We start from the raw sequence: 17,929 nt of genomic DNA, 5'->3' as shown, positions 1-17,929 counted from the left end.
GATCGATAAATTTTTAAATTACGTTATTTTGTCTAACTAGAGTAAGACTAGATTGATAATACATTTATCCAATCTAGTCAGCTCCTGGTTAATAGTCGTAAAAGGATTATCTATAGAATAAATGAATTGATTGATCTAATGTTTGAAAAAAATTGTTTTAAATTAAGCATAATTTAGATGAAAAGTTCTAGGGGTGTCTAAAAATGAAATCAATTAATCACTTTACGGAGGAGAAAAAGATATCAAAGCTTTCGTTACTCGCTCTTTTCGAAGAACAAGTGAAAATACATCCTCAAAAAATAGCTTTAGCATCACCATATAAAACATTGACTTTTGAAGAACTGAATGAAGAAGCAAACAAACTTTCTTGTAGATTAAAAGAGAACGGAATACAGCAAAATTCCTTAGTGGCACTTAAATTAGAAGATAAGATGATGTCGATAATTGGAATGTTATCAGTATGGAAGGCATGTGGGGCATTCTTACCTTTAGACATCAGTCAACCAGAGTATCGATTAGCAAAGATTATTGAGAATAGTAAACCGGTGTGCTTAGTAACAGCCCAAGATATGAAATTGATCGATAATGAATCATCAACTTTTTATAAATTTGATGTTAAAAAACTCACTCACAGTCATTCTCATTCAGAAAAGAATCGTCAAACAAGTGATAAATATATAGTAGAAAACCAGTTAGCATATGTAATCTATACTTCTGGAACAACAGGCTCACCAAAAGGAGTTATGGTTGGTCATGATAGTTTATCTAATTATTTTGAATGGCTCTTGCCAAAAGTAAAAATAACAGAAAAAGATAATGCAGCTTTGTTAACCTCTGTTTCATTCGACCTATCATATACATCATTATTTTCAGCATTAATTTCTGGAGCAAGTTTATATTTACCTGATCTCAATACAATATTGGATCCGCACAAATTAATTAAGTATTTATCAGAAAAGAAGATCACCTATATAAAGTCTACTCCATCTTTATTTCAGGTCATGTTTGATATTGTAGGACATTTTGATTTGAAAACGCTCCGATTGATTATTTTTGGCGGAGAACAACTCGAACGATCACTTGTACAAAAAATTTCTGAAGATAATGATGGGATCTCGATTTTAAACCACTATGGACCAACGGAATCTACAATCGGATGTATTGCGAACTTCGTAGAAGATTACCATGATCCTATTCCAATCGGAAAGCCTATAAATAACGTCCATATTCTAATTTTAGATAATGAAGGTAGAGAAGTTGAAGATGGCGAAAAAGGGGAACTTTACGTTGGTGGTAAAGGGTTGGCATTAGGTTATATCAATAACTTACTGCTGACAAAAGAAAAATTTATAAATAATCCAAAAAATTCAATGGGTTTAATCTACAAGACTGGAGATCTCGTCAGAAAAAATGAAAGAGGTGAAATTGAATTTTTAGGGAGAGACGATGGTCAAGCAAAAATTAGAGGATATAGAGTAGAAACTAAAGAGGTTGAGAGGGCAATACAATCTCATGATCTTATTGGTAAAGCTGTAGTGATGGTTAAAACGATGGAAGACGGCATTAATCATTTGATTGGCTATTATACTTCTAAAACAGAAGTCACACCTAAAGATTTGATGAACTACCTTTTAGATTATCTTCCTAGCTATATGATTCCTTCAAAGCTATATCGAATTGAAAAATTACCATTGACAATGAACGGTAAACTAGACGTTCGTCTACTAGAAGCATCTATTTCTACTGAAAGTACTACACAGAATCATGCATCAAAACCTAGTGCTTTAAAAGAAAAGATACTTCAGATATGGAAAATGCATCTTTATATCGATGCCATTGATCTATCTGATGATTTTTTTGAAATAGGCGGTCATTCATTAGCTGCAATGAAAGTAGCTAATGACTTGTCTAAAGAATTGAATGTTGAAATCTCTGTAAAAGACATTTTTCAGAATTCTAACATAGATAAATTAGCTACATACGTAGAAAAAACAAAAAGTAATCCTGAAAACGAATGTGTATTAACGCACCAAGATCTTCCTTTGACTTATCCTGCATCTTCTGAACAAATTCGATTGTATACAATTTCTAAAGTACATGAAGAAGTATTAGCATACAATTTACCAATTCTGATTAAAATCGAAGGTGAAGTGAGTATCGATCAGCTTAAAGAGTCTCTAAAGATGCTAGTTCGAAATCATGAATCGCTAAGAACTACTTTTTCATTTGAAGGATCAACACTATTTCAAATAGTTCATAGTGAATTATCTATCGAAATAGAACATTTATTGTTAAAAGAAGAGAATGTGGATGATGTGATCAAAGCACAGGTTAAAAAATTTAATTTGGAAAGTGATCCGTTATTTAGATTTAAGATTTATGAAATAGCTGCTTCCAAAACATATGTGTTTATGGATTTTCACCATGTAATTGTTGATGGAGTTTCGTTAGAAATATTATTAGAAGAATTTAAAAACACTATCACTAATAAACCATTAAAACGCGCTGAAATTTCGTATCGAGACTATACAAAATGGCAAAATGACAGAACCAAAAATATTTGCTTTGAAGATGAGAAGAAGTTTTGGATCAATCATTTAGATAATCCTAAAGTGCCACATGCAGAATTTCCACTGGATTACGAAAGACCGACCATTATGAATTTCAATGGAACTACAATCCGCTACATTTTAAACGAAGAAATATGTGCTCGACTCACAGAAGTAGCGAGAAGCAACAAAGTCACACTTTATATGTTACTACTATCCGCATATTCAATTTTATTATCTAAATATGGGGATGAAGAAAATGTAGTCATTGGAGCTCCAATAAACGGTCGAACAGTTCAAGCATCTCATGACCTTGTAGGAATGGTCACGAACACCCTTGTACTCAAGTTTGAAATAGGTATGGGAGAGTCGTTAAGAAGTCAACTTAAGAAAAATAAGAACATTTTTCAAAAGGCTATTGAATATCAGAACTACCCTTTTGATCAATTATTACGTTCAATGAAAGTTACCGTAAACCCGGCTAAAAATCCATTGTTTGATTCTATGTTTGCCTATCAAGAGAAAGAGAACACCGAATTTTATCTTGGTGACAGCAAAGTAACTGTAGATGCAGTCTCAAAGAACACATCAAAGTTCGATAATACAATGTATGTTGAGAAAATCTCCGATAAGCTCATTTTGAAAATGGAGTATAACAACAATCTTTATGAAGAATCGACAATGAGAAGTGTTATAGAAGACTATGTGAGTCTTTTAGAGGAGATAGTTGAAAACGACGATAAAAAAATAAAAGACTATTTAGAACCAAATATAGAGCAACCTTATTTTGATATGGAAATTACTTTTTAATATGTTCAATGTATTTGAAAATACCGAATAAATTCGGACGAAAGTATGGTGAATTCAATATGACAAACATGATTTTGGATCGCGCAATAGACTACAACATAAACTCGATTTTAGATCAATTTCAAGATACTGAATTTAATGAAAGTGTGCTAGGAGTCGAGGATCTTAAAAAGTCATTAGAAAAATCGAGATTAACTAATGAAAGTATTCATTCTTTATGGGGAATTTCACCAAATGCACCGATTCATTTAGGGTATGATAAGTTACTTTTAAATCAAAAAAAATTATTAAGTGCTGGATTTGAACATACTATTATCTTAGCAGACATTCACCTCAAATTAGCCAAGCAAAATGATAATGATCTTACATCTATAAAAAGCCAATACTATCATGCCTACTTTAAAGACTTGATCGGCTTAGATAATGTTAATTATGTTTTCGGTTCTTCATTTCAATTTACAGAAGAATATACAAAACTATTGCATAATGCATTTGTTCAAAGCAATCTCTCTGATGTATCTAAAACTGTTCCTACATTTGAAAACAACAAGATTTCTGACTTAGTACAATCTTTAATGCAAATTGTGGATTTAATCTATTTCAAAGCACAAATTGCTTTTGGTGATTCTGGACAATTGAGAGTGTATTCTCTCGCTAGGAAAATATTACCTAAGATTGGATTTAAAAAACCAATCGTACTTAGTGCAAAATTAGGACATGATCTAATGGGAAATGAGTTGTCGCAAAGCACCTCCAAAACAAGAATTTGTATTCATGAATCACAAAGTAGCATTGCGAAGAAAATTAAAAAAACATATGCTCCGATTCAACAAATCAGTGACAATCCATTGATTGAATTATGTAAATATTCTGTATGGCCTTGGATTAAAGAAAAGCCAGTATCGATTAATTTAAGACCTGAAGGACAAGCAATCATTTCTAGCTTTGATGAATTATGTGATCTCTACGAAAAAGATATTATTGGACCTCAAGAGTTAAAACAATTTGTGACGTATCATCTGTGGAATCGAATTTCTACTTATCAAAGCTATTTTCAGAATAAACCGGAACTTGTTGAATGGATAAATATGAATAAAATCAATAATTGAAAATAAGTTAAAACTTTTTTAATTACACAGGAACTACAATTTAACAGGAAATGGTGTGATATGAATGAATGAAATCAAAAATTTCTTCGAGAGAGAAGATTACTCTAATCAACTATCTGCGTTTATAAAAAAAGTTAAAGATGCTTCACAAGAATTAGCTTATTTCGCAGCTCAAAACAGCGGAACGCCACTAAAATATCATAATGAGGACGTAAAACACGCGTGTGAAGCGGTTGAGAATTTAATTCTGTCGAAAAAAATTAGAAACGATGAAAATCTAAGACCGAAAGGAAAAATCTTTATCGGTCTATCAGCTAACGAGCCTTTAATTGTAGGGATCATCCCTGTATGTGTGGCTCTAATGATGGGTAATGATGTAAAGATTAGATCAGCAGGGACTAACCGAGAACTGATGATGCGTATTGTTAATATGCTACAAGAAAGTGGTTTTACAAAAAATCAAATTTCTTTAGCAGATCAGAACCGTGAAGCTGTTGAAGAGGATATTAAAAAAAGTAACTTCGTTTTTTGGTTTGGTTCATATAAAACGTGTAAAGAAATTGGAAAAATGTGCTTAGAAAATGATGTAGCATTTGCTTTTGAAGCAGAAGGTCATGACATTTCAATTTTAGACAACACACTATCACCAGAAGATATTAAGCATGCAGTTAATGCAATTGGTGACAGTTTAGTTAGACACGATGGGCAAATTTGTCAATCTATTAAAGGCGTTTATGTCCATTCCGATGTTAAAGATCATTTTTTAAATGCTTTTCAACAAATGATAAAAAATGTCGTAGTTGGTGATTCATTCGACTTGAAGACAGAAGTGACTAAGACCCCAGTTTTGAAACATGTTGATACACCTGACTATAGAGAAACACCGTTCTCTTCAGAAATTTGGTGGACAGAGTATCGTGATACAACAGTATTAAAAGAAAGTATGTTGACTAATCCGTATCGGCTATCTTTGGCAGTCTTCTCAAGAAGTTCAAAAGAAGACATTAGTAACTTTGCTAATGACTATAAGAGTGCGAGATTGCTTATAAATGATTATCCAGAAAGAGTGTATTTGACAGATCCTTGGGGTGGTTTAGGTAAGAGTGGCACTTCTGGACCGAGTACATGGATTGAAAAGTTCACAGATAAGACCTTTGTACGAGAAGGATATGTATTCAATTAATTAACTTAAAATTTAATGAGATGAGGTAAATATAATGTTAGACACACTTCCAAACTTACTAGCTGGTGGAACAAATTCTCCAATTTCTTTCCCAGAAAATTATCCGAAATGGGTATCTAAAGGACAAGGAGCATATGTTTATGATACGAGTGGAAGAAAATATATCGATTTATGGATGGGGTACGGCGCTTTACTTTTTGGTCATGCTGACGAACAAATTATTGATGTAATCAAAAAAACAATTACTAATGGATGGTTTTTCTCTAACCCGCCAATCGTTGAATTGGAATTAGCAGAAACAATTCATAAACTCATTCCTTCCGCAGAAAAAGTTCGATACGCAACTACAGGTTCAGATGCAGTTGCATATGCGCTTCGTGCTGCAAGATCTCATACGAAACGAGATAAAATTCTTACAATTAAAGGAGGGTATCATGGTGTTCACGAAGGTGTGATTAAAAGTGCAGGCGTAAACAAGATTACAGAAGCAAACGTTGACTTCATACCTTATAACGATATTTATTATGTAAAAGAAAAATTAAAATCAAAAGAGTACGCTGCATTTATTTTAGAACCAATCTTAGCAAATTCTGGTTGTACGCCTCCACGCGAAAATTATTTAAATGAGGTACGGGAAATTTGCAGTGAAACTGATACTATTTTGATTTTTGACGAAGTGGTAACTGGAACACGAATTCATGTGGGTGGGGCACAAAGTTATTATAACGTTACTCCAGACCTCACGGTGTTTTCTAAAGCAATCGCAAATGCTCTTCCCCTATCTGTAGTATGTGGTAAGGAGTTCATTATGAACGAATTCATGCCAGTAGGAAATGTATTCTTTGCTGGGACTTTTAATGGACATCCTTTAGCTTTAGCTGTTGCTAAGCACGTCTATTCTCGATTGTCTGACGGAAAAATTCATGAAAAGGTGAACGCTCTTGGTGACCGACTACGGAAGCATATTCGAGATGAGATTGATAGACTAGATCTACACGCTAGTGTACAAGGAGTCGGTTCTATGCTAACTGTTGCGTTCGGCTGTGAAGAGTTCGAGCAAGGACTTAGTCCTAACCACGACTCTAAAACGTATACAACATTTATTCAAAAGCTAGCTAGCAAAGGTATTGTATTCCCACCATTATGTACGGAAACAGTATTCCTTTCTCCAGTACATCAAGAGGTTATTGAAGAGATTGAATTGAAAATCTCTGAAGCGTTAACCGAGCTGAAAGAGTGTAAGTAAGGACTGTAAGATTTAATTAAGGATGATGGTTTAAAATAACCCCATCCTTAATTTTATTCAAAGTAATCAGGGAGAGTTGTCTATGAGGAAATTAATTGTCTTTCATAAAAACACATATAAACCACAAAAAATCAAAAGAAATTTTAAGACGAAAGAGTTCGCTATTAGTGTGATTTTAATGGTTATTTTTATGGGTAGCACGTTTTTTTTATTTAATTTAAGTGGTGTTGTCGACAATATTACGTCATTTATTTTATTTGTACTGGCAATTTTAAGCGGTAGTAGCATGTTTCTTTATATCGATCATTTAGAAAAAAACACAGAATATTTTCTTTATGACAATAAAGATTATCAAAGACAACTTGAACGCAAATTGAAAAAAGATTTTAAAATTACTAATGTGCCTCAACTCGAGATAGCTATTAAGTCTATAACAGAAGAAAGAGATAAAAGTATTAAAAAATTCGGCGTAACAATCCCTTACGTTGCTATAGGAATTACGCTTATAGCATTATTTGCAAATAAAAGTAGTACATCCATCGAGGAGTTAATCATTTATTTCGTAATTTATTTTTCATGTATATTCTTGATTCATTTTATGTTGAAGTTTTCCGAACTTTTTTTCAACATGTATTCGGACAATTTGCTAAATCTGATTAATACCCTAAAGCAAATTCAGCTTGATTGGTTAAGTGATCATAAAAAAGAATTTCCGTCATGGGGAGGATAAAAGATTAAATAAACATAAAATATCTTCGTTCAGATATACAACTAAAAACTAAGAAAAATAGGTTAAAGAGCGTATACATTCGATATTAGAATGTATACGCTCTATTTAATTCCAATAAAAATAACAACAGTAAAAATGATGATCAAGATTTCAGGATTGCAATCGAACTTTTGAAAAAGGCTCAGGATTCGCAGAGGCTAGAGCAAGTCGTGAATCTAGACGTCGCGTCGGAAGACGTGCAAGAAGGACGATTTGTCGATGGCGGAATCAAGTATCGATATGTCAAGAGCTACGAGCGCAATCCTAAAAATAGATTGTTGGCAATCAAAGAGCATGGCGTCATCTGTAAGGCGTGTGGTTTTGATTTTGAAGCCGTCTATGGAGAACGTGGGAAGGAGTATATCGAAATCCATCATATCCAGCAATTGAGTGGGCTCGAAGAGCCCGCTGAAATTAATCCTAGAACTGATTTAATCCCGTTGTGCGCTAACTGCCATAGAATGATTCATAGAAAAAAAGATGAAGTTTTGACGGTCGAACAGTTGATTGAAATATTAGAAGGAAGAAGGCATTGAACATCACGAATGATGATGAGCCGTATACGACTTCATTTTTCTGAAGAGGTCCAACCGTATAATCTGCGTAATAATTCTAGTTCTATGACTTTTTATCCAATCAATCGATTGATTGGAATCTGTGTATATCATCTTCTTTTAAAATAAAATAAAGGTCCACTTGTTTACTCATACTAGTGCCTGATTCCTTTATATATACGGCACGTCGATTTCTAATCTTAAATAAAAAGATTGTATACTTTTCGATGTCGAAATGTATACAATCTTTTTTTGTTCTCTAATTCATTATTAACTAATACATTCAATCTCGAACATCACTTACGATTGATTAGCCAATGAGTGCGATGTTCGAGACTTTCTTTGACATGATCAGAATCAGCCGAGATGGGCAGCACCGATGACCCCCGCATGACCCTCCAGCGTCGCGAGACGTACTTCGATGCTCGGACGAAGAGCAGGATAGACGAGCTCGCGGACTCGACAGATCAACTCTTCCCAGAAGACAACTGCAGATCCTGTGACTCCCCCTCCTATGATGATGACCTCGGGGTCGATGGTATGGATGATGTTCGCGAGCCCTGTCGCCAAGTGGTTGATGAACCGGATTCGTTCTGAGGGTACGGTGAGCAACATCTCGATGGACGAGGCTTCCTTCTCCAAGGCACGTGATTGGAGTGCGGTGCCGCTCGCCAACCCCTCGAGGGATCCGACGTTGAGAACCGGATGGACGGGCCCGGATGAATCAATGATGGTGTTGCCGATTTCTCCCGCATACCCATTGGCCCCGCGAATGAGCTTTTTCTCATGGACATAGCCACCACCGATTCCGGTGCTTACCGTCACATAATAGACGGAAGAGGATGTCTGTCCTGCTCCGAACAACGCCTCGCCGAGCGCCGCTGCATTCGCGTCGTTCTCGAGATGGGTCGGGAGCCCGAATCGGGAGGCGATGGGGGTGACGAGGTCGACGTCGTCCCAGCCAGGCAGATTCGGTGGGGATAACAGGTGTCCGGTCCTCGCGTCGAGTGGACCAGGTGCGGCGATGCCGATGTTCGTCAGATAGAACTCTTCCGAGAAGTATCGGATGGCATGTTCGATGTGCGAGATGGTCTGCTCAGGGCCGGCGACCGGATTAGTCGGGAAGGACAACTGCTTGATGACGTTCTCCTGATCGACGACGGCGACGCGTGTCTGCGTACCACCGAGGTCGACACCGATCCGGAATGGCTTCGTCGTCTTCGGAGCAGGTCCGGTGACCAACATGAGACCGTCCCCGGAGACGACATGCTCGTTGCCGGCAGGGAGGAGTGCGGTCGCCCCGACCGATAACACGACGTCGTCCAATTCGATGGTCCCCTCGACGACGGTGATGATACGGAACGACGGACTCGGGTCTAGTGCATGGGTCTGACGGATGGTCCACTCCTCGACGAAAAAATCAGGATTCCGCGTCAACCGTCTTCTGGATGGGGACAACGGGACGGAAGGCTCTAAGTAACGATAGTGAGGGAACCGTATCACGCGACGGGCCTGTTCGATGTGGAGTGTGCGCCGAGTGCCGGTGACTGGATCGAGACGATCATAGTCGTGCAGACGATAGGTCGTATCCGAGTTCTGTTGGATTTCGAGGACGACACATCCTTCGGTCAAGGCATGGACTGTCCCCGCCGGTACATAGAGGAAGTCACCCTTCGATACCGGTACGTGATGCAATGACTGCAACAATGTCCCCTGACGGACGGCCTCGTCGAACTCTTCCGGGGAGGACAAGGAATGACCGTGGATGAGCGAAGCGTCCTCCGGACAATCGATGATGTACCAACATTCGTTCTTTCCGTAAGGTTGTTGCTCATAACATCTTGCATCGGCGTCGTTCGGATGGACCTGGACGGATAGGTCCGTCGAGGCATCGATCCACTTCAACAGGAGCGGGAAATCGGAATCCGTCTCCATGCCGAAGATTTCAGGTTGGTTTGACCACAACTCTTCCAGATCGAGACCGACGAAAGGTCCGGATTTGACGCGCGTAGTCCCGTCCGGATGACTCGCGAGTGTCCATACCTCTCCCGTCGGAATGTCTTCGGGAATGGAAAATCCATACTCGAGAAGTCTCTGTCCGCCCCATATCCGTTCCTTGACGATTGGTTCGAAATAAATCGCTTCCTGCATGCTAACTCCTCCTTCATCCTATTTTCAATTACAACTCTACACTTTTATAAAATAAAAATAAACAAATTAAATATCAAGTATAGACATGAAATAAAAAATACGTATAATCATATTTGTAAGCGATTACAAATAAGGAGGAGATTTCAGATGAAGAAAATCATGTTGGCGTGTAGTTCAGGAATGTCGACGAGCATCCTGGTGTCGAAGATGCAGGAGCATGCGAAGGGCATCGGAGAAGAAGCGAAGATTTGGGCGGTCGGACAGGACCAGGCGATGAAGGAGATGGATGGCGCCGACGTCATATTGATCGGACCACAGATGCGGTTCCTTCTCTCGAAGTTCCAGCAGGCGACGGACAAGCCCGTCGAGGTGATCGACATGATGGCGTACGGCATGGCGGACGGAAAAGCGGCCTATGAACAAGCCGTGAAGTTGATGGGGTGAACGACATGCAGACGAACGAACAGACGATCGAGCAAGTCGCGTTCATGATGATCCTACACAGCGGGAATGCCAGAAGTACGATTCGTGAGGCGATCGAAGCCTATAAGGAAGGGACGTTCGAGGAGTTCGAGCGGTTGCTGTCGGATGCACGCGCTCAACTACAAGAAGCACATCAGGTCCATTTCGGGCAGGTCCAGAAGGAAGCGAGCGGTGAACCGACGACGCTGTCCCTCCTGTTGCTACACGCAGAGGACCATCTGATGTCGACGCAGACGATGCTGGATCTGACGGCCGGGCTCATCGAGCTCATGGAGCATAAGTTCTCTAAAAAACGATAAGGAGTGTTTGAGATGACTGAGAATAGTAAGTGGTTCGACCTGTTGAGCCGTTTCCTGATGCCGATGGCGGCATTCTTGAACAACAGTCGCTACCTGCAGACGTTACGTGACGCATTCATGCTTGCCTTCCCGATTACGATGTTCGGTTCCTTGATCGTCGTCGTCGCCAACCTACCGTTTCTCGACAAGTTCATGTCCCCTGGAGTGCTCGATGCCTTCAAGACGTCGCTCGGGAATGCACCATCCGCGACGATGGGCATCATGTCATTGTTCGTCGTTTTCGGGATTGGCTATTATCTATCCAAAAGTTATGAGGTCGAAGCTGTATTCGGTGGTGTTATCGCCCTCGTCTCGTTCCTATTACTTACGCCGTTCTTCGTCTCGGTCGAAAACGTCACGGATCCGGTGGGTAACGTCATCCCGCTCGACCGACTCGGCGCGAAGGGCATGTTCCTTGCCATGATCACAGGATTCCTGGCAGGAGAGATCTATCGCTTCATCGTCCAGAAGAACTGGACAATCAAGATGCCGGCTGGTGTACCGACCGCGGTCGCCAAATCGTTCTCGGCACTCGTACCGGCATTACTTACGCTCACCGTCTTCCTCGGGATTAACATCGCAGTCACTTCACTTTTGGACACGAACCTACATGACCTCATCTTCAATCTCGTCCAGAAACCACTCGTCAACCTAGGGAACGGTCTCGTCCCGACATTGATTGCCATCTTCTTCGTCCAATTGTTCTGGTTTTTCGGTCTCCATGGACAGGTCATCGTCAACTCGGTGATGGATCCGATTTGGAACACGCTGTCCCTCGAGAACCTGAACGCCTATACCGCGAACGGAGAAATCCCGAACATCATCAGCAAGCAGTTCATCGAAATCTACACCGTCGGGATCGGGGGATCCGGTTCGACGCTGGCGGTGGTCGTCGCCATCCTGTTGTTCATGCGCTCCAAGCAATTGAAGCAGATTGGGAAACTATCGATCGGGCCTGGTGTCTTCAACGTCAACGAACCGATGATTTTCGGGCTCCCGATCGTCATGAACCCGTTGATCATGATTCCATGGATCGTCGCACCATTGATCACGGTGACCGTGACATACTTCGCCATGTCGACGGGCATCGTCCCGCCTCCGACCGGCGTAGCCGTGCCGTGGACCGTCCCGATGTTCATCAGCGGCATGATGGCGACCAACTCCCTCGCCGGAGGTCTGTTACAGCTCGTCAACTTCGCCATCATCATGGCGGTATGGTTCCCGTTCCTCGTCTTCATCGATCGACTGAACCTGAAGAAGGAGCGCGAGGAGGCGAACGCCACGCAGGAGAAGAAGGAACAAATCGGCTGAACGACGTCGGTTGAGTGAAAAACAACTATAGATAGGATGTGCATAGGATGAATCAGACAGAGAACACGACCGTGCAGGAGAAGAAGTATACCTTCCCGACCGACTTCTGGTGGGGGACGGCCGCATCCGCGACGCAGATGGAAGGCGCTGCGTATGAGGGAGGAAAAGGACCGAACATCTGGGACTACTGGTACGAGCAGGAGCCGAATCGTTTCTTCGACGGCGTCGGTGCGACGGTGGCGTCCGACTTCTATCACCAGTACGAAGAGGACATCGCCCTGATGAAGGAACTCGGGCACAACTCGTTCCGGATGTCAATCTCCTGGTCCCGTCTGTTCCCGACCGGGGAAGGAGAGGTCAACCCGCTCGCCGTCGACTTCTACAACCGCGTGATTGACGAGCTGATCCAGTCCGGCATCGAGCCTTTCGTCAACCTGTACCACTTCGACATGCCGCTCGCGTTGCAGCATCAGGGTGGCTGGGAGAGCCGGGATGTTGTCGCACGTTACGTCGACTATGCCAAGGTCTGCTTCGAGCTGTTCGGGGACCGTGTGACAAAATGGTTCACGCACAACGAACCGATCGTCCCGGTCGAGGGGGGCTATCTGTACGACTTCCATTATCCGAACGTGGTGGATTTCAAGCGCGCTGTCCAGGTCGCCTATCATTCGATCTTGTCGAGTGCATTTGCCATCGAGGCGTATAAGGAGTCGGGCCAGGCTGGTAAGATTGGCATCATCCTCAACCTGACGCCGTCTTATCCGAGAAGCCAGAACGAGGCGGATCTACGAGCCGCTCATCTGGCGGACATCCTGTTCAACCGTTCCTTCCTAGACCCGTCCGTGCTCGGGACATTCCCGTCAGAGTTGATAGACCTGTTGAAGGAACAGGATGCACTTCCTCTGATGGAGGAACTGGATCGACAGAAGATTGCGACCCACACGGTCGACCTGCTCGGCATCAACTATTATCAGCCGAGACGAATCAAGGTGAAGGAACATCTCCCGAACCCGAAGGCACCGTTCATGCCGGAGCACCTGTTCGACTACTATGAGATGCCAGGGCGGAAGATGAACCGTCATCGTGGCTGGGAGATCTACGAGAAGGGCGTCTATGACATCCTGACGAACCTTCGTGAGAACTACGGGAACATCGAGTGCTTCATCTCGGAGAACGGGATGGGGGTCGAAGGGGAGGAACGCTATCGCGACGCGAACGGCAGCATCCAGGACGATTACCGGATCGACTTCATCGCGGAGCACCTGAAGTGGGTGCATCTAGCCATGGAGGAAGGTTCGAACGTCAAGGGCTACCACCTCTGGACCTTCATGGACAACTGGTCTTGGAGTAACGCCTACAAGAACCGCTACGGCTTCGTCGGCGTGGACCTTACGAGTCAGGGCCGGACGGTCAAGAAGAGTGGTCACTGGTTCAAGCGCGTGATCGAAGAGAATGGGTTCGTGAGATGAGGAAGGATGATCAGGGTATATCTAGCCCTGGTCATCCTTTTTTGTTATATTATACGTATATGTCTATACATGGGGTGTAATCATGTCTACTAAAAAGAAACCAAAGTATGAGAAAATCGCAGATGAACTGCGCGGACGAATCCTTAACGGAGGTTATGATGTCGAGGAAGCGATGCCGGACGAGATCCAACTCGCGGAGGAGTTCGCGGTCAGCCGGATGACGATGAAGCGGGCTCTCGAAATCCTGGTATCGGAAGGCATCATCTATCGCCAGCGAGGACAGGGGACCTTCATCCTGCCTTCGAGCTTCTCGCAGGGTAGGATCAACGTGTTGAACAAAGAATCCCAAGGGTTGACGAAGCTGCTCGGCGAGCGGGCCGTCAGGAGTGAGGTCCTCCAGTTCGAGGTACGCTTCCCGGATGCAGAGGTCGCCCGTCATCTGATGATTGAGAAGACGGATCCCGTCTATGAAATCCGGCGCGTCCGTTATGTCGATGACGAACCTTACGTGATCGAGCATACGTTCATGCCCTCCTCGTTGATTACTGGTGTGACGAAGGAGGTTCTCGATAGTTCGATCTATCGATACATCCAGGAGGACCTCGGTTACACGATCACGAGCTCACACAAGATGATCCGCGCGGATAAACCGGACCAGTGGGACCGCGATTATCTCGGGAACGAGGAGACCGATCCAATCATCGAGGTCGAGCAAGTCGTCTTCCTCGGGAACGGGAAGCCGTTCGAGTACTCGTTCTCGAGGCACCGTTACGATAAGTTCGTCTTCACTTCCGTCCACATCGGTCGATGAATGATGGGGCAAGTGGATGAGCATTTTTCATTCTGAGTGGACTTGAAGATGCTATTAGAAAGTTCGATTATGAATAAATAAGAAAAGCGTATACATATTTCGACATCGAAATGTATACGCTTTTCTCTATGCTCTTTAGAGCTATTTTTACGAACATAATCGTTGATAATTAGGTAGATGAAGAAAAGTCCGTTTTGATTGATATTGATCAAAATATTAATGCAGAGAGAAGCCTCTTTTCATACAGTTGTTTAAAAAGACTGATTGGAGCTCTGAAAAGAATTATATATTTTTTGACTAACAACGGTTGGACGAAACACAATTTAAAAAATAATTTTTATCGTAAATACGTATTCCAGGTTATTTAAAGCACATTGATAAAAAGATGAGTTTATAGAACTCTTAATAGCACAATCAATCAGCTAGATATATCATTGTGAGAGAATAATCATTTTTGTATACATAACGGTCGTTTTAAAAACAAAAAAAGAAAACTCACATATTTCCTCAGATGTGAGTTCTACCTGTCTTATTTATAGATATCACGACGATGCCCGATCTCGAGAATCAAAATCACGACTTTTTCATCTTGAATGTCAGCAATCAGACGATAATCACCGATGCGATACCGCCATTCACCCGAGCGATTCGAGACGAGTCCTTTACCGTGACGACGCGGATCATCCGTCCCGACCAGATTCTTCTTGATCCAGGACATGATGATCCGCGCTTGTTGAGGATCCATCTTCTTGAGAGACTTTTGAGCTCCGCGCTCAAACTCTACCGTAAATGCTGTCATTCTAAATCAAGTTCCTTCATCATATCGTCGAAAGAGATCGCTTCTGATTTTTTACGGTGTGCTGCCATCGAATCATGATAGAGTTGTAAATCGATTTCGTCTTCGATGCGGTCGAGGACGGCATCGCGAACGAGTGTAGAAATCGTGATGTTTTTTGCCTTCGCATATTCTTTGATGAGTCGTGTATCCTGGTCATCCAGACGTACGGAAATGGTACTCATGATTATCAGCTCCTTTGTAATACATTGTAATACATATTCCAGTAGTAGTCTAGAAATGGCACCGATTTAAAATAGGATTGAACCTGTTATAACTAGTATGAAAATGATGAATAAGTATGAAAAAAGAAAGACTGCTGTATCGCATGCCTTTCTTTTTGTATAAGACGTCGCACACGCTGAAATGCTCATGTGGAGGATCATAAATACACGGAAATACTATACAACGCTGCGAAAAATAATGAGATCGAGACGCCTAATCCAAGATAGAGGGTCTTGATGGAGTCTTGGGTTGATCGGATGACGTACACCAACAATCCCACGAAAAGGAGGCTGATTGCCATCAAGAAGAGGGATATCATGGTCGGCTCGAACCGGATATCAGAATAGGTGAAACGCAAGCTAGGGAAAAGAAACCCTGACAGTGGACCAGCCCCGCTGGATTGAAGAGTATCCTTGATCGAGTGAGGGGGTTCCTGTTGACCGAGCCACGCAGTCGCTGTGAAGAGAAGCAGGATCAAGATGCCTTCCATGCGCATCCGCATCCGTCGGACTTCAAACGATCGTTCAGGAGACGCGTAACTCCACTTCCCGTTCATGATACCGATGATCAGCACGGGTAGAATCAGGACGTGTTTCCAGAGTAAGGCTTGTCCATACGGTAAAATCCAGGAATCGGAATACTCCTCTACCTGCACGACGACAGACATCAGATAGATGCCGGAACCGACGATCAGTAAGAAACATAGCGTCACGAGTGGTTTGAACCATTCGAGGAAGATGCCCCAGTTACGGTCTGATGGACTCCAAAAGCCGAGTATGAGCAATCCACCGGTCCAGATGAAGACGGCGAGTGCGTGAATAGAATGTACGAGCATGCCTTCTGCCCCTTTGATGCTAGAGGCGTGCCCGGACCACGCGAACGTAACGACCATCGCTATAACAAGGAATACCCCTAGTTTTATACGTCCAGGACTGAGTGATGAACGATTGATGACGATGAGAAGGAGTACACTCCAGAGAGCCATCAGAATCCAAGCGTTCCCTGCCTCGAATGTAAGTAACACGGATTGCAGTGTTATCCAAAAACCGATCTCTTCATATAAATACAGTACGATTCGTAAGACGGACAGGGAAAAGGATAACAGCATCAGCACGATGAGCATGCGAACCCAGCGGATTGAAAGCGATACGTCAGGTCGGTAAGAACGAGGGATGAGCTGGACGGAAAAGAAACCGATCAACAGCGCAAGACAACCGTAGAGGAGCGTATCGCCGATCAGATAGAGCGCGGTCATCGCTTCCGCCCCTTCCCGATAAATCAGATCAGCTCGTCCAAACATTCACCGTTTCCGGGATGGACTGTAGTAGCTGTGCTAAGACGATCGAACAACACTTTCAAAAGATGCAAAATGTCCAGACCGTCACAGTTTCGTTTGCCCGTGGGGAGATGGAAATCGACCATCAGCTGGATGCTCGACAAGTCCAAAGCGAGCTGAACAAGATCGGTTTCGATGGATACGTCAAGGGAAAGAAAACGTCCGAGGCACCGGTCCGGTCGTTCGAGGGGATCTCCTTGATCCTGTCCGGGATTTTGATTGGTCTGGGATTGCTCATCCAAACGAGCGGAGTAGCGTATCTTCCGAATGTTTTGTACGGTATCGCCTTGATCCTCAGTGGGGGGAGAGTTTTCCGGAGTGCCTATTATGCCGTCCGTGCCCGCTCACTCGACATGAAAGTATTGATGAGCGTAGCAGCCATCGGTGCCGCATGTATCGGGGAGTGGCTCGAGGGAGCGACCGTCGTCTTCCTCGAGCCATCGGCAATTTGCTTCAGAATCGCTCCCTTGCGCGGACGCGCAATTCCATTCAGAAACTGATCGAACTGTCTCCGAAGGAAGCCTTCGTGCTGACGGACGGGGACGTTAGACGTAAACCGGTGGAAGCGGTGCGAGTCGGAGAAATCCTCCGGATTCGACCAGGTGATCAGGTTGCACTGGACGGCACGATCCTGAACGGGACGACGACCATCAATCAAGCACCGATCACGGGCGAATCGATTCCTGTCGATAAGAAGGAAGGCGATCACGTATTTGCCGGAACGCTCAACATGGATCGTTCGTTCGACAT

General features: G+C 42.9%; 17 protein-coding genes. 13 read left to right on the top strand and 4 right to left on the bottom strand.

Annotated elements, in window-relative coordinates; translation table 11 throughout:
• The first annotated feature begins 203 nt into the window (after positions 1–203).
• The 6 genes from KNQ05_RS14315 (at position 204) to KNQ05_RS14290 (ending at position 8,202) form a co-directional block, all read left to right on the top strand.
• The gene (locus KNQ05_RS14315) at positions 204–3,359 is read left to right on the top strand and encodes a non-ribosomal peptide synthetase (RefSeq protein ID WP_214805847.1); all 3,156 of its coding nucleotides are present in this window, start codon (positions 204–206) and stop codon (positions 3,357–3,359) included.
• 59 nt (positions 3,360–3,418) lie between these two features.
• The gene (locus tag KNQ05_RS14310; RefSeq protein ID WP_214805845.1) at positions 3,419–4,468 is read left to right on the top strand and encodes a nucleotidyl transferase family protein; all 1,050 of its coding nucleotides are present in this window, start codon (positions 3,419–3,421) and stop codon (positions 4,466–4,468) included.
• Positions 4,469–4,532: 64 nt separating this feature from the next.
• Positions 4,533–5,651, top strand: coding sequence for an aldehyde dehydrogenase family protein (locus KNQ05_RS14305; protein WP_214805843.1), 1,119 nt, complete (start codon positions 4,533–4,535; stop codon positions 5,649–5,651).
• Between the two features lie 34 nt (positions 5,652–5,685).
• Positions 5,686–6,897, top strand: coding sequence for an aspartate aminotransferase family protein (locus tag KNQ05_RS14300; RefSeq protein ID WP_214805841.1), 1,212 nt, complete (start codon positions 5,686–5,688; stop codon positions 6,895–6,897).
• Positions 6,898–6,979: 82 nt separating this feature from the next.
• Complete coding sequence (locus KNQ05_RS14295; protein ID WP_214805838.1) at positions 6,980–7,627, top strand: hypothetical protein; 648 nt, start codon at positions 6,980–6,982, stop codon at positions 7,625–7,627.
• Between the two features lie 209 nt (positions 7,628–7,836).
• Positions 7,837–8,202 carry an HNH endonuclease gene (locus KNQ05_RS14290; protein ID WP_214805836.1) on the top strand — a complete coding sequence of 122 codons (366 nt, stop codon included), beginning with the start codon at positions 7,837–7,839 and terminating at the stop codon, positions 8,200–8,202.
• A 375-nt stretch (positions 8,203–8,577) separates the two neighbouring features.
• Here KNQ05_RS14290 and KNQ05_RS14285 read toward each other — a convergent pair whose 3' ends face one another.
• A complete protein-coding gene (locus tag KNQ05_RS14285; RefSeq protein ID WP_214805834.1) occupies positions 8,578–10,371 on the bottom strand; it encodes a type I phosphomannose isomerase catalytic subunit in 1,794 nt (597 codons plus the stop codon).
• Positions 10,372–10,518: 147 nt separating this feature from the next.
• Between KNQ05_RS14285 and KNQ05_RS14280 the strand changes: the two genes are divergently transcribed.
• The 5 genes from KNQ05_RS14280 to KNQ05_RS14260 all read left to right on the top strand — a co-directional run bounded on the left by KNQ05_RS14280 (position 10,519) and on the right by KNQ05_RS14260 (position 14,783).
• Positions 10,519–10,815, top strand: coding sequence for a PTS sugar transporter subunit IIB (locus KNQ05_RS14280; protein WP_029343448.1), 297 nt, complete (start codon positions 10,519–10,521; stop codon positions 10,813–10,815).
• Positions 10,816–10,820: 5 nt separating this feature from the next.
• Positions 10,821–11,153 carry a PTS sugar transporter subunit IIA gene (locus tag KNQ05_RS14275; RefSeq protein ID WP_214805832.1) on the top strand — a complete coding sequence of 111 codons (333 nt, stop codon included), beginning with the start codon at positions 10,821–10,823 and terminating at the stop codon, positions 11,151–11,153.
• Between the two features lie 12 nt (positions 11,154–11,165).
• Positions 11,166–12,503, top strand: a complete 1,338-nt coding sequence (gene celB / locus KNQ05_RS14270; RefSeq protein ID WP_029343446.1) for a PTS cellobiose transporter subunit IIC — start codon at positions 11,166–11,168, stop codon at positions 12,501–12,503.
• Positions 12,504–12,550: 47 nt separating this feature from the next.
• Positions 12,551–13,972, top strand: a complete 1,422-nt coding sequence (locus KNQ05_RS14265; RefSeq protein ID WP_214805830.1) for a glycoside hydrolase family 1 protein — start codon at positions 12,551–12,553, stop codon at positions 13,970–13,972.
• Positions 13,973–14,054: 82 nt separating this feature from the next.
• Positions 14,055–14,783, top strand: a complete 729-nt coding sequence (locus tag KNQ05_RS14260) for a GntR family transcriptional regulator (protein ID WP_035413038.1) — start codon at positions 14,055–14,057, stop codon at positions 14,781–14,783.
• 529 nt (positions 14,784–15,312) lie between these two features.
• Here the strand turns inward: KNQ05_RS14260 and KNQ05_RS14255 are convergent.
• The 3 genes from KNQ05_RS14255 to KNQ05_RS14245 all read right to left on the bottom strand — a co-directional run bounded on the left by KNQ05_RS14255 (position 15,313) and on the right by KNQ05_RS14245 (position 17,143).
• Complete coding sequence (locus tag KNQ05_RS14255) at positions 15,313–15,582, bottom strand: type II toxin-antitoxin system RelE family toxin (protein WP_047395636.1); 270 nt, start codon at positions 15,580–15,582, stop codon at positions 15,313–15,315.
• Positions 15,579–15,803: a type II toxin-antitoxin system RelB family antitoxin gene (gene relB, locus KNQ05_RS14250; RefSeq protein WP_026829710.1), complete on the bottom strand. Its 225-nt coding sequence runs from the start codon at positions 15,801–15,803 to the stop codon at positions 15,579–15,581. The genes KNQ05_RS14255 and relB overlap by 4 nt, the downstream gene beginning before the upstream one ends.
• Positions 15,804–16,000: 197 nt before the next feature.
• Complete coding sequence (locus tag KNQ05_RS14245) at positions 16,001–17,143, bottom strand: copper resistance D family protein (protein WP_214805828.1); 1,143 nt, start codon at positions 17,141–17,143, stop codon at positions 16,001–16,003.
• 14 nt (positions 17,144–17,157) lie between these two features.
• Here KNQ05_RS14245 and KNQ05_RS14240 point away from each other — a divergent pair, with 14 nt between their 5' ends.
• On the top strand, positions 17,158–17,679 hold the full coding sequence (locus tag KNQ05_RS14240) for a cation transporter (protein ID WP_214805826.1): 522 nt from the start codon (positions 17,158–17,160) through the stop codon (positions 17,677–17,679).
• Positions 17,680–17,738: 59 nt separating this feature from the next.
• The coding region (locus KNQ05_RS15845; protein ID WP_353048698.1) for a P-type ATPase actuator domain-containing protein at positions 17,739–17,929 on the top strand (191 nt) is incomplete at its 3' end.

The organism is Exiguobacterium sp. s125, assembly GCF_018618605.1.
Lineage (GTDB): Bacteria > Bacillota > Bacilli > Exiguobacteriales > Exiguobacteriaceae > Exiguobacterium_A > Exiguobacterium_A oxidotolerans.
Note: the sequence above shows the minus strand (reverse complement) of the source record. Positions and strands in the feature narration are given on the sequence as shown.